Here is a 17,671-nt window from a genome sequence, read left to right as displayed (position 1 = left end):
TATTATTATGGAAAAAGAAAAAACAAGGTACTCTGACAGCGAACTTCAGGAATTTAAAGAATTGATCCAGGAAAAACTACGTATGGCCAGAGAAGAGTTTCTTGATTTAACAAACTCGTTGAGCAGTCCGAATTCTAACGGAACTGAAGATACTTCCGGAACATATAAAACGCTTGAAGATGGTTCGGCTACGCTTGAAAAAGAGCAGTTAAACCAATTGGCAGCACGCCAAAAGAAGTTTATTGAAAACTTAGAAGCGGCATTGGTACGTATTGAAAACAAGACTTACGGTATTTGCAGAGAAACGGGTAAACTGATTCAAAAAGAACGTTTACGTGCGGTACCCCACGCTACTTTGAGTATGGAAGCTAAACTGAAGCAGTCGTAATGAAAGGCTATACTAAACCTTTATTAATTATTTTCTTAGTATTGCTTGCCGATCAGGTTTTAAAGACCTGGATCAAAACCAATATGTTTTTGGGCCAGGAGTTTAAGATGATTGGAAATTGGTTCATCATCCATTTTACAGAAAATAATGGAATGGCCTTCGGTTTAGAGTTCGGAGGGGAGTTCGGGAAACTGGCTTTATCTCTTTTCAGAATTGCTGCCGTAGGAGGAATCGGTTATGGATTACATTACCTTATCAAGCATAAACACCACAGAGGGCTGATATTAAATGTCGCATTGATTTTTGCAGGTGCATTGGGTAATATCATAGACTCTGTATTATACGGAGTGATTTATGGTTATGCAGGCCTGTTCCATGGCAGGGTTGTGGACATGTTTTATTTTCCGATTTTGCAGGGCAATTTCCCTTCATGGGTGCCAATATGGGGCGGGGAAGACTACATCTTCTTCAGACCGGTGTTTAACATTGCAGATGCCGCGATTTCCGTGGGTGTAATCATCATACTGATCTTCCAGAGAACATATTTCAAAGAAGAAGTGAAAGAAGAAATTGGACCTAATAATGAGATAGTTGAGGATTAATTTATCATAAGCTTGTGGAATTGGTATGATAATTACATCTGAATATCAAATACACAAATGAAAAACATTACATTATGAAAAAGTTATTAACTCTTGCCTTCGCCACATTATTAAGTATAAGTGCGATGGCCCAACAAGTAGACTTAAGAAAGAAGATCAGTGTCAGCGGTTCTGCAGAGACCGAAATCACTCCGGACATCATCTACATCAGCATCTCTTTAAAAGAATATTTTAAAGACAACAACAGCAAGAAAAAGGTGGACATCACTACATTGGAAACCCAATTGTATAATGCCATTCAAAAAGCTGGATTGGATAAAGAAAATTTAACCATCAACAACCTGTCGAGCTACTCATGGGCTACTGAGAAAAAGAAAAATCCTGATTTCCTGGCAAGCAAGCAATACCGTTTGAAGGTTTCCGACCTGAACAAATGGAATGCGATTATTGCTGAAGTAGACGCGAAAGGCATTGCTTACACCAATATTGAGAGCTACGATTATTCTAAGATCGAAACGCTTAAAAAAGAGCTTAAAATTAAGGCACTGCAGGCAGCTAAAGCCAAAGCAACTTACCTTGTAGAAGCATTAGGAGATAAACTTGGTAGTGCAATAGATATTCAGGAGATCAACAATGAAGCATACCCTCAGCCAATGTACCGTGCGAACGTGATGATGATGAAAGCTGAAAGTGCTGACATGGCTGGCGCTGCTGCACCAGAGATCGACTTTAAGAAGATCAAACTGAATTACGTAATGAATGTAGTTTTTGAGATCAAATAATAAAATTCTGACCTGTACTGTATACAGTCTCAAAAAAAACAATAGCATTTTAATTAAAAAACCTACCAATTGATTTTTGGTAGGTTTTTTGTTATTTATCCCTATATCAACAAAATTCAAATCGTATGAAAAGAATAATTTACTCATTGGTGCTGGTTTTCACACTGGCCATTAGCGCAAACACAGTTACAGCAGCAGAAAAGAAGGACAAGGTTAAAACTGAGATGACTGCGGAGCAGAAAATTCAGTTGAAGAGAATTACTGACCGTGTAGAGGAAATTAAGGCGATGGACAAGTCAGAATTGTCAAAAGATGAGAAAAAAGCATTACGTAAAGAATTAAGGGAATTAAAACAACAAGCCCGTGCAATAGGTGGCGGTGTTTACCTTTCTGTTGGAGCGATCATCATCATTATCTTGTTGCTGATTCTTATCTTATAATATTGCCCCCTATTACTTATTAATATCTACCTAAAGAAACAAAGCCCCGGTGATGAACCGGGGCTTTTCTATGTTTTGTCTTCGTCCTCTCGACGACAGGAAATCTCTTAAACTTTAGCCAAGCAAGGGATTTCTCCTACAGCCTGTGCTGAACTTGTTTCATTATCGAAATGACGCGTGCTGAAAGTATCAATCAATATACTCGAACCCTGTATATTTCACTAAGGCTTCAGGAATCTTAATGCCTTTATCAGTCTGATTGTTTTCTAAAATGGCTGCAACAATCCGTGGCAATGCCAATGCACTTCCATTTAAAGTATGTGCAAGTTGGGTTTTACCTGTCGCGCCTTTAAATCTTAGTTTAAGTCTGTTACTTTGGTAAGTCTCAAAATTAGACACCGAAGATACTTCAAGCCAGCGTTGTTGCGCAGCGCTCCATACCTCCATATCATAAGTCATTGCTGATGTAAAGCCCATGTCGCCACCACATAGCCTCAAAACACGGTAATGCAGGCCGAGCTTTTGCAGTAAAGATTGAACATAGCTGCTCATGTCCTCCAGTGCTTCGTAAGATTTATCAGGGTGTACAATCTGAACAATTTCTACTTTATCAAATTGGTGCAGTCTGTTCAGTCCGCGAACGTGTGCGCCATACGATCCTGCTTCTCTGCGGAAGCAAGGAGTATAACCTGTATTTTTTACCGGAAGTTCTTCTTCTTTCAGGATCACATCACGATACAGATTCGTTACAGGCACCTCTGCGGTTGGGATAAGATACAGATTGTCTACACCGACATGATACATCTGTCCTTCCTTATCGGGCAGTTGTCCGGTACCAAATCCAGATGCTTCATTTACGAGGTGAGGAACCTGCATTTCTCTATAGCCAATGGCAGTTGCATGGTCTAAAAAGAAATTGATCAAAGCCCTTTGCAAGCGTGCTCCCTTTCCTTTATAAACAGGGAATCCGGCACCGGCTATTTTTGTACCCAGTTCAAAATCAATGATGTCATATTTTGAGGTAAGTTCCCAGTGAGGCTGAGCATTAGCTGGCAGCTCTGCCGGTTTACCATGTTCGTATACTACTTCATTTTCTTCAGCTGTACTGCCTGCCTTAACCAGATGGTATGGCAAATTTGGTAATTGTACGATCAGATTGTGCAATTTCAATTCCGCATTTGCAAGCTGATCTGATAACACCTTATGCTGTTCCTTATTGGCAGTAGTTTCTGCTTTCAATACTTCAGCCTCTTCCTTTTTACCATTACGCATGAGTTCACCAATCTGTTTTGCAGCAGCATTAGCTACGGCTGAAAGGTTATCCAACGAAGTTTGAAATTGTCTGCGCTCTTCATCAATATTAATAATTTCATCAACCAGTTCTGGCTGTTTGAAATGACGTACACTTAGTCCTTCTAAAACTTTCTCTCTATTTTCGCGGATATAGTTAACTTGCAGCATTATTTTATTTTTTGCACAAAGATAAGATTTTTTGATTGACGATTTTAGACTGATGAATTACGATTTTCAATCTATAAACCTGAGTCTTTGCATGATCAATCGTAAAATCAAAAATCGTAAACCGTAAATACAGATGGGCAAACTATTTCTTGTACCTACACCGATTGGAAACCTTGAAGACATGACTTTCAGGGCAATCAGGATTTTAAAAGAAGCCGATATCATTCTGGCGGAAGATACCAGAACGAGTGCGCCCATGCTGAAGCATTTTGGCATTGATAAAAAGGCATATTCTCATCATCAGCACAATGAACATCAGGCAACCTCAGAAATCATCAGGTTTTTAAAGGAGGGCAAAAATGTAGCCCTGATTTCTGATGCAGGCACACCTGCAATATCAGATCCCGGATTTTTTCTGGTAAGGGAAACCATCAAAAACGAGCTGCAGGTAGAGTGCCTCCCAGGTGCTACTGCTTTTGTTCCCGCCCTTGTTAATTCGGGACTACCTTCCGATGCTTTTGTATTTGAAGGCTTTTTACCTGTAAAAAAAGGCAGGCAGACAAAGATGAAGAAACTCTCTGAAGAAGAAAGGACAATTGTTTTATATGAAAGTCCTCATCGCTTATTAAAAACATTGGAGGAATTTATTCAATATATGGGAGAGGGCAGACAGGCTTCCGTGAGCAGGGAGCTTACAAAGCTTTATGAGGAAACGGTAAGGGGTACGTTAATAGAAATAAAATCACATTTTGAAAACAATATATTAAAAGGAGAATTTGTAATTTGTATTGCCGGAGCAGAGGAACAAGTAAAGAAGAAAAATAAATACAAAGACTAAAACCTACGTTCGCCACCCTGAATTATTTCAGGCACAGATATATGATTTCAGACCTTGCTCAAACGGGATCCTGACCTCGAAGAAGCTGCGAAGCAAAATAAATTCAGGATGACGGCACATAAAAAATAGCTGCTTTTAGCACGATGATTGCTTAACACAGCATAAGAAACAATAATACAACATTATAAAGACACAACATGATATTAATTGATAGATTTTTAAGTGATGAACAAGATCCTAAAGCTGTTGAAAAAGTTTTAGGAAAATTAAATGATATGCTGACTGCCAATGAAGAACTGATCTACATGGCGGTGCAAAAAAAACCGGCTGTAAACTTGCTGCCTGACTGTATCGCTGTGAGTAACAAGCGCCTCTTCTATTGTGAGCCTGGAAATTTTGGAATTACCATGAACTTTAAAGATATCTCCTGGAAAAGCATCAAAGAGGTGTCCTTTAAAGAAGAAATATTTGGTTCTAAATTCATTTGTGTACCTCTTCATGGTGAAAACATCATCACTGAATACATTCCAAAAGTTCAGGCCCGCAAATTATATCAGGCGGCCTACGAGCAATTGGAAAATTTCAAAGAGCAGCAAAGACAGGCGGATCTGGAAGACAGACGTTCTGCTACTTCTCCTGTTACGGTAAACACCGTTGCAACTCCCGAACCGGTAGAAGAACCTCAGGCTTTTATGCCGCCTGCGACTTCATTTACTCCTCCGGCGCCTGTTGAAGAACCTGAAGATGAGACGACATTGAAGCTTAGAAAACTAAAGAGTTTGTATGACAAACATCTGATCACTCAGGATGAGTATGAAGCAAAAAAGGCAGATATCCTAGACAGTTTATAAGCCCGCTTGATGAACTCAAAAAATTCTTACCTGCTGGCCATATTAAGTGCATTTCTAATGTGGCTGGCATGGCCTCCAATTCCATATACTACTCCCTTGTTATTTATTGGCCTCGTGCCTTTATTGATCGCCTGCGAACAAATCATTCTAAAAAAGACCAATAAAACAGGAAAAAAGATATTCCTGACAGCGGGGTTAACCTTTTTAGTTTGGAATACGGCATCCATATATTGGGTGTACAACGCTATAAATGCAGTAAACGGAGCTGTTGTATCGTTTTTCGTGTCCCTGATCCCCTTTGGATTGGGCGCCCTGCTCATGACCTTTTCATTCTGGTTATATTACAGGCTTAAGCTCATAACGAATAAATATGTAGCCTATCTTGGCCTCATTTCCTTTTACATATCGATGGAGTACCTGCACCAGACCTGGGACCTGGCATTTCCCTGGATGACACTGGGGAATGGATTTTCAGGTATGCACCAGCTTGCCCAATGGTATGAATACACTGGAGTGTATGGGGGCTCTGTCTGGATACTGGTAAGTAATATCCTTGCATTTGAAGCATACAAAGCCTTTAAAGCCTCTCCTAGTGGATTCTTAAAATTCAGGCCGGCGTTGTTCTGGATTTTATGGGTAATTGTACCCGCGGCATTTTCACTGGCAAAATATGCGGGATACAAAGAGAAAGAAGTCCCTGTAAATGTAGTTTCAGTTCAGCCCAATATTGATCCTTACAAAAAATTTGGTGGCCTTTCAACAGCAGAGCAATTGAATATTCTTACACACCTATCAGATTCTATTGCCCAGCCAAATACCGAATATTTTATCTGGCCGGAAACCGCCATTCCAGATGAGGCTGATGAAGACAATATCCGAAGTAATTCTGATTTCTTGATGGCACAGCAGTTCTTAGGGAAATATAAAAATGGAAGTCTGATCTCGGGAATAGAAAGCAGAAAATTTTACAATACCAAAGAGACATCATCATCAAGCCAATACGACAACAGCACGTACATAGACGTTTTTAATGCTGCTATTCAAATTGAAAACTCTGCCAATGTTCAGTTTTACCACAAGTCTAAACTCGTTCCCGGTGTAGAGAAAATGCCTTTCCCTGCTGCATTATCTATTTTGGCTCCTGTTTTTGAAGGATTTGGCGGTACCGTGGGTGGTTATGGTTCTCAGGATGCGCCGCAGGTATTTTATGCGTATAGCGGAATTGGCGTGGCACCTGTAATCTGCTATGAATCTATCTGGGGCGACTGGATTGGTAGAGCCGTCAAAGATGGCGCTCAGTTCATCGCAGTAGTCACCAACGACGGCTGGTGGGGCAATACCTCAGGAAAAGACCAGCACTTGTTATATGCGAAGTTAAGAGCTATAGAAACACGCCGCTATGTGGTCCGCTCTGCAAACACGGGGATATCCTGTTTCATCAATCAGAAAGGGGATGTAATTAAAAAAACCAAATGGTGGGAACGGACAGCAATAAAGTCGGATATCAATTTAAATGATGAACTCACATTTTATGTAAGAAATGGGGATTTGATTGCATATCTGTTCTGTATCACCGGTGTGCTGCTGGCGCTGTTTATCGCTTATAAAAAATGGATTCTTAAAAGTAAATCCTAAGAAAGGTACTTTCCAACAATAGGCATCCTCCTGCCCATACCAAATGCTTTAGGAGATACCCTTAATATTGGCGGTGTCTGGTAACGCTTAAATTCGGCGGTGTTTACCATTTTGATGATTCTCCTAACCAATGCTTCATCATATCCCTGTGCAATAATAGCCGAAGAGCTTTGCTTTAACTCTATATATTGATACAGAATTTTATCCAGTGTGTCGTAGTCTGGCAGTGAATCAGAATCCTTTTGTCCGGGCCTTAACTCGGCAGAAGGTGGTTTTACTATGGAGTTTTCAGGAATCACAATACCATCTTTATTGATGTAATGTGCAAGTTGATAGACCTGAGTTTTGTAAACATCTCCAATAACGCCTATAGCACCGCACATATCGCCATACAATGTACCATATCCTACTGCACACTCGCTTTTATTAGATGTATTCAACAGGATATAACCAAACTTATTGGACATTGCCATTACAACTATTCCACGGCACCTGGCCTGAATATTTTCTTCAGTCAGATTAAACGGCAATCCGCTAAATGCCGGAGCCATCATACTGTCAAATGCATCTGCGGCCTCCTTTATAGCAATGATCTCATGCTTACAGCCAAAACTTTCTACCAGATCAAGGGCATCTTTAATTGAATGATCTGAAGAATACTTCGAAGGCATCAATACTGCCATTACATTCTCCGGACCTAAGGCACGACATGCCAGTGCACATACCACTGCAGAGTCAATCCCACCTGAAAGACCAAGTACTGCTTTTTTAAACCCTGATTTTTCAAAGTAATCCCTGATCCCCAAAACAAGTGCCTGATAAATCTGCTCTATGTCCGGAACTGCCTGATGAGATTTATTGCTGTAGCCTTTTATGGTATCATCTTCTATCTCATAAATCTTAAGCTCTTCTTTGAAATAAGCCATTTCATCCAACAGATTTCCATGCTTATCAAATGCAAGTGAACCTCCATCAAAGATGATCTCTGTTTGCGCGCCTACCTGGTTCACGTATAACAAAGGCAGCTTGTATTTTTTAGCATTATCAGCCAATACAACAACCCTTTCATCATCATGACAATATGAAAATGGAGAAGCTGCGATATTTATCATCATATCAGGATCTTGCTTGATCAACTCGTCCATAGGATTGGACACATACAACGGATTGTTATTGATATTCCATAGGTCCTCACAAATGGTCAGTGCAATTTTACGGCCCTTAAAGGTGATGCATTCAAACTGATTGGCCGGCTCAAAATAGCGGTACTCATCAAAGACGTCATAAGTAGGGAGCAATGCCTTTTTTACGACAGCCTTTACACTACCTTCTTCAATAAAGTAAGCAGCATTGTACAAATCCTTACCTGCCAGCACCTCATTTCTAACGGGTAAACCAATGATACAGGCAATCCCTTTACAATGCGCCGCAATTTCCTGTGCGGACTTTTCACACAAAGCGATAAACTCTTCGAACTCAAGAAAATCACGTGGAGGATAGCCGCAAACTGCCAGCTCCGCGAAAACAACAAGATCTGCACCTTCAGCTTTGGCCTTTAAAATGTTGTCGGTTATTTTTTTTGTATTGTATTCGAAGTTACCTATGTGGTAATTGAGCTGAGCCAATGCGATTTTCATATTCCCAAAGAAGTTATTAATGCTGTCTGGATGCAATTAAAAGAAAACACCAAAATTAATACCGATATAATGGTTACGAACATTATTGTCCTTGTCATCTGTGATGTCAGTAAATCCATTATTATAGGTTAACCCACCAAACAGACTGGTATTGCCAGAGATGTCAAATTCTCCGCCAGCTCCTATGATCAGTCCGGCCCTGTAGAACTTAATTGATTTAGAAACGTCCTGATCTCTGTATTCCATATTACCGTTTGCATCTGCATCTTGTTTAGCGCCGATTTTAAAATCATTGGACAATCCAAACTGTCCATACCAGCGAACGTCTCCAATCTTCGTAGTTTTAAGCTTCACGGTGAGCGGTACTTCTATATATTGCAATTGGTACTTAAGATCGTAAGCAATCTGCCCGGGCGTACCACCTACCCCAACCGCAGGGGTTGTTCTCACTTCCGTAGTTTTGCCGTTAATTGTGTTAATAGTAATGCCTGTTGCAAAACTGTAGTTCTCAGCAAAATTAAAATCACCCAGCAAGCCATACGCAAACCCCAAAGATACGCCATTGCTTTTCCCGATCTGAGGTTTCACCCAACCAATTGTAGGATGTGCAGTTAAACCCAACCTGAAACCATATTGAGAAAGCACAGATTCCTGCGCAAAAAGATTACCTGTTATAAATATTAGCAGCAGTCCGATTAGTGTTCTTTTCATATGAATATTTCTTTATTGTATGATGCTTGAAAAAACTTAGTTATATATTTGTTTATAATGAAGTACAACGTAAATTTCCGCCAAAGCTATCTATTTTTTCTTTTTGTACTTGCTTTTTTTTCATTGCTTTCCTGCACGCAAAGTACTAAACCAGACGTTAGCACAATACATTTAGATGTAAAAATTGCCCGTTTCGATCAGGATTTATATGCCGGTAAATCAAAAGATATAACTGAGACTGATGAATTTCTGAAGAAGAAATACGGCTGGTTTTACAATGACTTTACCAATCGGATGGTCGGTAATGGCGAATATTCAAGCAGGGAAATTTTAACTACACTTTATAAGGACCAGGCCTACACTGATTTGAGCAGGGAATCTGATAGTGTTTTTAAAGACATCACGCCGATAAACAATGACCTTACACAAGCTTTTAAATACATTAAATATTACTACCCAAAAGCTCAGATACCTCAATTCATTTCTTTTATATCCGGATTTGCAGTTCAGACACCAATAGGAGACAATTACATGGGCATTGGTCTGGACATGTTTCTTGGGAAAGACAGCAAGTTCTATAAAGCAATAGTACAAAGTGTGCCTGGTTACCTATCCAGACGATTCACTCCTGAATATATCGTGCCAAGAGTTGCGGAAACCTACGCCCGTGAAGAGCTTTTTAAAGAACGCGATGAGGATCGGACATTACTTGCTAAGATGATCCACAATGGCAAAATCCTGTATTTCATGGATCAGGTGCTTGCTGATGAAGTTCCTGATTCTGTTAAGATCGGATATACCAAATCACAAATAGAATGGTGCAAAGAATTTGAGGCAGATATATGGGCCTATTATCTGGAAAACAACCTGCTCTTTGAGACCGACTATCAGAAAATACAGGTATTTTTAAGTGAAGGACCATTTACACCGGGTTTAGGGGAGAAAAATGAATCGGCACCAAAATTGGGCGTATGGATAGGCTGGCAAATTGTGAAGAAGTATATGAAGAATAATCAGGAGGTTAGTCTTCAGCAACTCATGATGGAAACCGACGCACAAAAGATATTAAATGCTTCAAAGTATAAACCTAAAAAATAGGCGCATGGTCAAAGTTGGAATAGTATTATCAGGAGGTGGAATCAGAGGTATTGCGCATTTAGGTGTTTTAAAGGCATTCAGTAATGCAGGAATCAAATTCAGTCACATTACAGGAACCAGTGCAGGATCAATAGCAGGTGCCTTGTTTGCTGCAGGTGTAGATCCGGAAGAAGCCCTTAATATTTTTCTTAAAATCAGGTTGCTGAAGTTCATCAGACCCGCGGTAGGCTCACTGGGACTCATGAACCTGGAAAATACCGTCAACCTTTTCAAGGAATATTTTCCTGATGATAAGATTGAAAGTCTTAAAATACCATTGACTATTGCGGCTACCAATTTCAGCGAAGGAAAAATCGTATACTTCAGCAAAGGACCGCTAATCAGGATCATACAGGCATCAAGCTGTATCCCAGGTATCTTTAAGCCGATAATGATCGACAATCAAATGTATGTGGATGGTGGTGTTTTAAATAACTTTCCGGTAGAGCCACTACTCAATAACTGTGATTTCATTATTGGATCCTCGTGCAACCATCTGAGGGCAGTAGACAAAATTACCGGTATCACCGGTTTGATGTCACGGGCAGGTGTGATGTCTATCAATAAGGACATGGAGCAAAAAGCAGCATTCTGCAATGTATTAATTGAACCAAAAGGTATGGGGGAGATCAATACTTTTGACACAAAAAAAGCAGAGACCATTTACTGGCTTGCTTATGAGGAAACGCTTAAGGCGATTAAGAATAATGAGTTATTAAAAAATCTGATCGCCGAAAACGGGAAAATTTAAATTAGGCTTTTAAAGCAACGAGCGCGTCACCTACAAGTACTGGAATAGCCTCGCAAACATTCAATTGCAAGCAGAATTTCACATCTTCTTCAATGTTAAGCTGCGCAAGCCTGTGGCTATGCGAAGACTTATGCAGATACTTCCTCAAATCACCTTTTGCGCACTCATACAGGTCTTCTGCAGCTACCGATGAATCATCAATGTGTGTAAAGTCCTTTCGTAGTTCTGCGACTACTGCCCCTGCAAATAAGGTATCCTCCAGATTGAATTTATCTTTCCAGCCCGCGCAAAGCAATAACACATTCTTATCCTGAACTCTTAGCCAATCACATAAAGCTGCTAAATTTAAAAAAGAGCCCATCACTACCTGATGTGCTCTTTCTCTCGCCATTTGAAGGGCTTTAGTACCATTGGTTGTAGTCAGTACAATCGTCTTTCCTCCAACCTTTTCTGTTGTATAGGAGAATGGTGAATTGCCAAAGTCGTAACCTTCCACGACTTCTCCATTTCTTTCTGCTGCCAGCAAATATCCGTTACCTGCATAGCGAAGGCAATCTTCAACTTGTGCTACAGGTATTATTGCTGTAGCACCGTTATCTATGCCATAAACAATGGATGAAGTTGCTCTGAGTATATCAATAACTACTACAATACTGTCTTCTATATCATAGAGATTTAGCAGTGCAGGGGTTAGGCAAACGTCTATACTTCTCAAATTAATGTTTATTTATAGAAAGGAAACTTTACAATTTTAGCCTTGATCCTGGTATTACGGATATTGATATAGATCTCTGTACCTTCTTTATCCATCCCTTTGGCTACGTAACCCATTCCTATTGCTTTTTGCAGCGACGGAGATTGAGTACCTGAAGTTACTTTACCAATTACATTACCCTCTGCGTCAACGATTTCATAGTCATGACGGGGAATACCTCTGTCGATCATTTCAAAACCAACAAGTTTGCTTTTGATACCAGCTTCTTTCTGTGCCAGTAAAGCTTCAGAGTTTGTAAATTTCTTCGTGAATTTGGTAATCCATCCCAAACCTGCTTCTATTGGAGAAGTAGTGTCGTCGATATCATTGCCATATAAGCAGAAGCCCATCTCAAGACGCAATGTATCACGCGCGCCTAAACCTATCGGCTTGATGTTAAAAGGAGCTCCAGCTTCAAAAATTGCGTTCCAAATCTGATCTGCATGCTCATTATCAAAATAAATTTCAAATCCACCAGCTCCTGTGTAACCAGTTGCTGAAATGATTACATTTTCAACACCTGCGAATGTGCCTTTTACAAAGTTATAATACTCCATGGAAGCCAGGTCAACTTCAGTCAGGCTTTGTAAAGCCTCTGCAGCTTTAGGCCCCTGAATAGCCAACAAAGAGGTTCTGTCAGAGATATTATGCATCTCCACTCCTTTATCGTTGAACTTCTGTATCCAGTTCCAGTCTTTATCTATATTAGAAGCATTTACCACCAGCATATAGGTTTTCTCATCTAAGCGATAAACCAATAAATCATCGACAATACCACCATCTTCGTTAGGCAGGCACGAGTACTGAACCTTACCATCGTAAAGTTTAGAAGCATCATTACTTGTCACACGTTGAATCAGATCAAGTGCATGCTCTCCTTTTAGGATAAACTCACCCATATGACTCACATCAAAAACACCTACAGCAGTTCTGACTACTGCATGTTCTGCATTGATTCCTTCATATTGAACTGGCATATTATATCCTGCAAACGGCACCATTTTGGCACCTAAAGAGATGTGTTTGTCTGTTAACGCGGTATTCTTCATAATATATATCTATAAAAACGTGGGCAAAAGTACATAAAATTTAGGCACTTACTAATTTTTGATAGATATTCAGCATTCTTTTAGAAATAGCAGAAATGTCATGATCTCTTTCCACTGTTTTTCTGGCATTTTCACCAATTTCCCTCCATTTATTCGGATTTGTAATGCATTGTAATATGGAACGATAAAATTCGTCTGCTGTATTCGCAATGAGAATATCTTTACCGTGTGCACATTTAATACCTTCGGCAGCCATGCTTGTCGCAATAATGCATTTTCTCATAGCCATTCCTTCTATGATCTTTACCCGCATACCACTTCCAGAAAGCAATGGTACAATCATAATTGCTTTGGAATTGATAAATTCTACGGCATCAAAAACTTCACCTTCTACAACGAGGTTCTCAGAATCATATTCAAAAAACTGCCGTTGCATATTTTTACCGGCGATATAGAACCGCAGTTCACTGCTCAATTTTTCAATATCAGGCCATATTTCGTCCAGAAACCATTCCAGCCCCTCTTTATTAGGCCGCCAGTCCATAGCTCCAAGATGGAACAGGGTTGGAAAGCTTGTTTTATTCGGGTCGGTAACGTATTTCTCAAAATCAAGTGCGACAGGAAAAACCTCAATTGCTGCCTGGCAACCAAACCGCAGGATGCTCTGCCTGTCCTGCTCACTAATGGCAAAAATATGATGAAAGCGGTTGATCTGTTCAGTTTCATAAACCTTTAAGCGTCGGGCCAAAAACTGAAGATAGCTTCTCCTTGGCGTAAAACTCTCTGTCATAGCAATCCGTTCCCATACTTCAAACTCAATATTATGAGCCCTGTATATTATTTTTGCCTTACTGTTTGCTTTAACGATATCCAGATAAGGAACAACAAATAAACCTTCAAACTGAATGACATCAAACTCTGTTTCCCTTAATATCTCCTCCAATAACCTGGCCGCTTCATCATCAAAATAACGGGAAACATTGTAAGATTGATTTGAAAAGATATTAAAGAAAGCTCCCCAAACATTTACTTCTGTATCCAGACTGAAAGAATGAAATTTAATACCATCAAAAACAGGATCATAAATATCATCCACATCTACCCTATGTTTGTTGGTGTTAATACTAAATAAAGTTATTTCCACATCAAGCCGCAACAATCCCTTTATAGTATTGTAAACTACTATAGGATACCCGCTATTTGGGGGGAAAGGGACTCTGTTTGTAAGAATTAATATTTTCAAATCATGTGAAAATACTAATTATCCTTCGTTTTCGGAAAACAGCTCTAATTGAGGATGGGTAACACTGAAAGTTTTACGATGAAATGGCGATAATCCATGTTCCAAAGCGGCAATTCTATGGACCACCGTAGGATAACCTTTATTTTGATGCCACTGATAGTGAGGATAATCTGTGGAAATTCGCTCCATATATTCATCACGGTGTGTTTTGGCAAGAATAGATGCTGCTGCAATATTTAAATATTTCCCATCACCCTTAACAATACAACTATGTGGAATATTCGGATATGCTTTGAACCGGTTGCCATCAATACTTAAATACTGGGGTGTAATCTTTAATTGCTCGACAGCCCGGTGCATCGCTAAAAAAGAAGCATTCAGAATATTGATCTGATCAATTTCAATATTATCCACAGCTGCCACAGCCCAGGCCATCGCCTCTTTTTCTATGATCACCCGCAGTTTTGTCCGCTGCAAATGCGTGAGTTTTTTTGAATCGGTCAGTTCACCGGCTATGAAATCGGGAGGGAGAATTACAGCGGCCGCAAATACGGGGCCTGCAAGACAGCCTCTTCCGGCCTCATCACATCCGGCTTCCAATAATTCATTTTGATAGCAGTTTAACAGCATAGCAATACAAATCTAAATAAAATAACTCTGGCACCCATTACTTCACCATTCTATCCTTCCAATTGTATTTACCCGAATTTCCGGCAATTCCAATGTATACGATGTATAAAATATGTAATAGGTTCAATACGGGCAGCATCACCAGTAATTTCCTCCTCTTCGCAAAATTGGTCACATCCAAAAGGAACAAAAACTCCACAGTAATTTTTGCCAGCAACTGAAATAAAGCAAGTTTCAAATAAAAGCCTATAAAGAGACCGATTCCAATATTTAAAAGTATACTCAGATTAAATAGCCAGATGCAAACACCCAGCACAATAATCGATTTGTTCTTATACCTGGTACTTTTTGAAGCCCATCGCTTCCGCTGTTGGATAAATGCACTGAGTGTAGGTTTTGCATGTGTATAAACCACAGCATCAGTATTCTTCAAAAATCCTATTCGCTGCTCATAACGTGCTGCCATTTTATGTAAAAGCAATTCGTCGTCGCCTGAAGCCAGGTCGTCAATTCCTTTAAATCCTCCTACTTCGTAAAATGCTTCCTTTTCGTAGGCCAAATTTGCTCCATTGCAAGTCGACGGTTTATTATTCCCAATAGTAGAAGCTCCAAGTCCGATAAGGTATAAAAATTCCAGCGACTGTGCACGCTCAAAGAAACTCTTTTCCTCGAAATATGCGACCGGCGAAGAGATCATTTTATATCCTTTCTCCTCGTAAAAATTCACTATTGTACTTAACCAGTTTACCCCCATTCTGCAATCAGCATCAGTGGTGACAATAAGCTTACCTTGTGATTGACCAATTGCTGTTTGTATCGCCTTCTTTTTATACGAATTGAGTGCCTTATCTTCATTTAGTCTGATCAGCTTCACTCCATTTATCTTATATCTTTCGATAATCTCAGCAGTATTGTCCGTCGAGTGGTCATCTATGAAGATGATCTCGGTCAAATCTTTATTGTAATTCTGTGCAATCAGGTCTTTTATTGTCTTCTCGATAATGGCCTCTTCGTTTCGCGCAGCAACAATAATTGTAACTGCAGTTCTTCCCTGAATTACTGAAGGTTTGAAATTATTCAATTTATGCCAGCCCCTGATGAAGGCGATGACAACTACCACATACAATATGGTGAGGAAAGAGGATAAATAACTAACTACGCTGTATACTTCCAAAAAAATTAAGTTTAAAAACAAAATAAGAACCCAATATAGCAGGAATTATAATATTTATAAGCCATATACTTGCCGTACATGCAATGACTGCCACATCCTGATGGGTTACAAAACTAAAAAAATAGGATGCTGTAAGACTTCTTACACCAACATCAAAAAGATCAAGGGATGGCAAAGTTGACTGAACAAAAAACAAAATACTTACCATCATTAAAATATCTAAATAATGAATATCCGGAATAAGCCAATAAAACAAAATGAAGTATTGTGTACTAAATACGACGTATCTTGCCAGACAAAAAAGCAAAATATTTAATAGCTCACGCTTATGATATCTGGCAAGAATACTATAAAACTTCTTGTATTTTCGGGTAAAACGTATAGAAAGCAATATTCCGTTTAGCCACCTGATATTAAAATAAAATACGATAAAAAACGTACAAAATACCAGTGCCAGAAAAACAAGTGCATAAAACAGTATGTAATCAAGGCTAACAAACCGATAAATAAATACACATATCGCAACGGCTCCAAAAATATTTGTGAGTACCATCTGACCAATGTTCCCAACGGCCATTGCAACTACTCCGATAACCCTCCTTTTAGGAGACAGGAAAAACACTCTTCCTCCGTACTCACCAATTCTGTTAGGCGTAAATACCGCCCAGGTCAACCCGCAAAAAACTGATTCTATCGCTTTCCAGACCGATATTTTTTCTACCTGTGTTACCAGTCTCTTCCACTTTAATGCCTCAAGACCCCAGTTTACAAGCATTAATGAACAAACAACACCCAACACCAACGCAATTTCTGAGCTGGATATTCCTTTTAATAAGTCTCTAAAATTCTTTAGGTTTTCATTTGCAGTCAGTTTATGGTAAACAAACCAAAAAGCAAATAAAACAATGGCTGTCTTTAGTAGATAAGAAACAATTTTTTTATAGGACGATGTCAACTTTTTTTTCTTTTACTCTCTGCAAATATGCTTAATATTGTCTTATGTTGGTGGAAAAAAAGGAACGGATAATCATGGGCATAGATCCCGGCACCTCGATTATGGGTTATGGTGTGATATTAGAGAAAGGGAGTAAAATTGAACTGATTACTATGGGAATTGTGAGAATGGACCACCTTGATGATCATTTCTTAAAACTCCAGCGCATTTTTGAAAAAACGATAAGTCTTTTAGATGAATTCAAGCCAGATACCATGGCACTTGAAGCTCCATTTTATGGGAAAAATATACAGGTCATGCTAAAACTGGGTAGAGCCCAGGGTACGGCTATGGCTGCCGCACTTTCCAGAAATATTCCAATTACCGAATATGCACCACGTAAAATTAAACAATCGATTACAGGGAATGGGAATACCAGCAAAGAACAAGTGGCTGCGATGCTACAGAGGCTTTTGAATTTTAAAGAAACCCCTGAATTTTTGGATGCTACAGATGGATTAGCTGTAGCCGTTTGTCATTCTTTTCAGAAAATCAGTACTACAGGCAAAGGAAAATCCTATTCAGGTTGGGAAGCATTTGCAAAGGACAACCAAAAGCGTTTAAAATAACCCGTCATCGCTCTCCCAATGACGG

The 17,671-nt window shown here is 39.5% G+C and carries 19 protein-coding genes; 10 read left to right on the top strand and 9 right to left on the bottom strand.

Translation table 11 applies throughout. The features are described 5' to 3' along the window. Positions 1-7: 7 nt before the first annotated feature. From R2Q78_RS15040 to R2Q78_RS15025, 4 genes are all read left to right on the top strand, one after another. Positions 8-388 carry a TraR/DksA family transcriptional regulator gene (locus tag R2Q78_RS15040; RefSeq protein ID WP_084237845.1) on the top strand — a complete coding sequence of 127 codons (381 nt, stop codon included), beginning with the start codon at positions 8-10 and terminating at the stop codon, positions 386-388. Next, positions 388-990 carry a lipoprotein signal peptidase gene (locus R2Q78_RS15035; RefSeq protein WP_316793317.1) on the top strand — a complete coding sequence of 201 codons (603 nt, stop codon included), beginning with the start codon at positions 388-390 and terminating at the stop codon, positions 988-990. The genes R2Q78_RS15040 and R2Q78_RS15035 overlap by 1 nt, the downstream gene beginning before the upstream one ends. 74 nt (positions 991-1,064) lie before the next feature. Beyond that, positions 1,065-1,772, top strand: coding sequence for an SIMPL domain-containing protein (locus R2Q78_RS15030; protein ID WP_316793315.1), 708 nt, complete (start codon positions 1,065-1,067; stop codon positions 1,770-1,772). A gap of 125 nt (positions 1,773-1,897) precedes the next feature. Continuing rightward, positions 1,898-2,212: a hypothetical protein gene (locus tag R2Q78_RS15025; RefSeq protein WP_316793313.1), complete on the top strand. Its 315-nt coding sequence runs from the start codon at positions 1,898-1,900 to the stop codon at positions 2,210-2,212. A 189-nt stretch (positions 2,213-2,401) separates the two neighbouring features. Here R2Q78_RS15025 and serS read toward each other — a convergent pair whose 3' ends face one another. Then, positions 2,402-3,673: a serine--tRNA ligase gene (serS, locus tag R2Q78_RS15020; RefSeq protein WP_316793311.1), complete on the bottom strand. Its 1,272-nt coding sequence runs from the start codon at positions 3,671-3,673 to the stop codon at positions 2,402-2,404. Between the two features lie 133 nt (positions 3,674-3,806). Here serS and rsmI point away from each other — a divergent pair, with 133 nt between their 5' ends. From rsmI to lnt, 3 genes are all read left to right on the top strand, one after another. Next, on the top strand, positions 3,807-4,511 hold the full coding sequence (rsmI, locus tag R2Q78_RS15015) for a 16S rRNA (cytidine(1402)-2'-O)-methyltransferase (protein ID WP_316793309.1): 705 nt from the start codon (positions 3,807-3,809) through the stop codon (positions 4,509-4,511). A gap of 197 nt (positions 4,512-4,708) precedes the next feature. Continuing rightward, complete coding sequence (locus tag R2Q78_RS15010) at positions 4,709-5,362, top strand: PH domain-containing protein (protein ID WP_316793307.1); 654 nt, start codon at positions 4,709-4,711, stop codon at positions 5,360-5,362. Positions 5,363-5,371: 9 nt separating this feature from the next. Further along, entirely contained in the window at positions 5,372-6,997 is a 1,626-nt protein-coding gene (lnt, locus tag R2Q78_RS15005) for an apolipoprotein N-acyltransferase (RefSeq protein ID WP_316793305.1), read from the top strand. Here the strand turns inward: lnt and R2Q78_RS15000 are convergent. Together R2Q78_RS15000 and R2Q78_RS14995 are read right to left on the bottom strand one after the other, a co-directional pair. After that, on the bottom strand, positions 6,994-8,634 hold the full coding sequence (locus tag R2Q78_RS15000; protein ID WP_316793303.1) for an NAD+ synthase: 1,641 nt from the start codon (positions 8,632-8,634) through the stop codon (positions 6,994-6,996). The genes lnt and R2Q78_RS15000 overlap by 4 nt on opposite strands. 36 nt (positions 8,635-8,670) lie before the next feature. Continuing rightward, positions 8,671-9,345 carry a porin family protein gene (locus R2Q78_RS14995; RefSeq protein ID WP_316793301.1) on the bottom strand — a complete coding sequence of 225 codons (675 nt, stop codon included), beginning with the start codon at positions 9,343-9,345 and terminating at the stop codon, positions 8,671-8,673. A 57-nt stretch (positions 9,346-9,402) separates the two neighbouring features. Between R2Q78_RS14995 and gldB the strand changes: the two genes are divergently transcribed. Together gldB and R2Q78_RS14985 are read left to right on the top strand one after the other, a co-directional pair. Further along, positions 9,403-10,443 carry a gliding motility lipoprotein GldB gene (gldB, locus tag R2Q78_RS14990; protein WP_316793299.1) on the top strand — a complete coding sequence of 347 codons (1,041 nt, stop codon included), beginning with the start codon at positions 9,403-9,405 and terminating at the stop codon, positions 10,441-10,443. Positions 10,444-10,447: 4 nt separating this feature from the next. Next, complete coding sequence (locus R2Q78_RS14985; protein ID WP_316793297.1) at positions 10,448-11,233, top strand: patatin-like phospholipase family protein; 786 nt, start codon at positions 10,448-10,450, stop codon at positions 11,231-11,233. A gap of 1 nt (position 11,234) precedes the next feature. Here the strand turns inward: R2Q78_RS14985 and R2Q78_RS14980 are convergent, their stop codons facing one another. From R2Q78_RS14980 to R2Q78_RS14955, 6 genes are read right to left on the bottom strand one after another with little or no spacing between them, the layout of a single operon-like run. Beyond that, positions 11,235-11,948, bottom strand: a complete 714-nt coding sequence (locus R2Q78_RS14980) for a 2-phosphosulfolactate phosphatase (protein ID WP_410478491.1) — start codon at positions 11,946-11,948, stop codon at positions 11,235-11,237. An 8-nt stretch (positions 11,949-11,956) separates the two neighbouring features. Beyond that, complete coding sequence (gcvT, locus tag R2Q78_RS14975; RefSeq protein ID WP_316793296.1) at positions 11,957-13,036, bottom strand: glycine cleavage system aminomethyltransferase GcvT; 1,080 nt, start codon at positions 13,034-13,036, stop codon at positions 11,957-11,959. A gap of 40 nt (positions 13,037-13,076) precedes the next feature. Further along, entirely contained in the window at positions 13,077-14,279 is a 1,203-nt protein-coding gene (locus R2Q78_RS14970; protein WP_316793295.1) for a glycosyltransferase family 4 protein, read from the bottom strand. Between the two features lie 18 nt (positions 14,280-14,297). Continuing rightward, positions 14,298-14,909, bottom strand: a complete 612-nt coding sequence (locus R2Q78_RS14965) for a ribonuclease HII (protein WP_316793294.1) — start codon at positions 14,907-14,909, stop codon at positions 14,298-14,300. Positions 14,910-14,946: 37 nt separating this feature from the next. Beyond that, positions 14,947-16,083 carry a glycosyltransferase family 2 protein gene (locus R2Q78_RS14960; protein WP_316793292.1) on the bottom strand — a complete coding sequence of 379 codons (1,137 nt, stop codon included), beginning with the start codon at positions 16,081-16,083 and terminating at the stop codon, positions 14,947-14,949. Continuing rightward, positions 16,061-17,038 (bottom strand): hypothetical protein, encoded by a 978-nt coding sequence (locus R2Q78_RS14955; protein ID WP_316793291.1) that lies wholly within the window; start codon positions 17,036-17,038, stop codon positions 16,061-16,063. Before R2Q78_RS14955 ends, R2Q78_RS14960 begins: the two co-directional genes overlap by 23 nt. A gap of 44 nt (positions 17,039-17,082) precedes the next feature. Between R2Q78_RS14955 and ruvC the strand changes: the two genes are divergently transcribed. Further along, positions 17,083-17,646 (top strand): crossover junction endodeoxyribonuclease RuvC, encoded by a 564-nt coding sequence (gene ruvC / locus R2Q78_RS14950; protein ID WP_316793289.1) that lies wholly within the window; start codon positions 17,083-17,085, stop codon positions 17,644-17,646. The last annotated feature ends 25 nt before the right edge of the window (positions 17,647-17,671 follow it).

The sequence above is a fragment of the Pedobacter frigoris genome (genome assembly GCF_032678645.1).
Classification (GTDB): Bacteria; Bacteroidota; Bacteroidia; order Sphingobacteriales; family Sphingobacteriaceae; genus Pedobacter; species Pedobacter frigoris_A.
The sequence above is the reverse complement of the archived record's forward strand: the minus strand, read 5'-3'. Positions and strand labels throughout refer to the sequence as shown.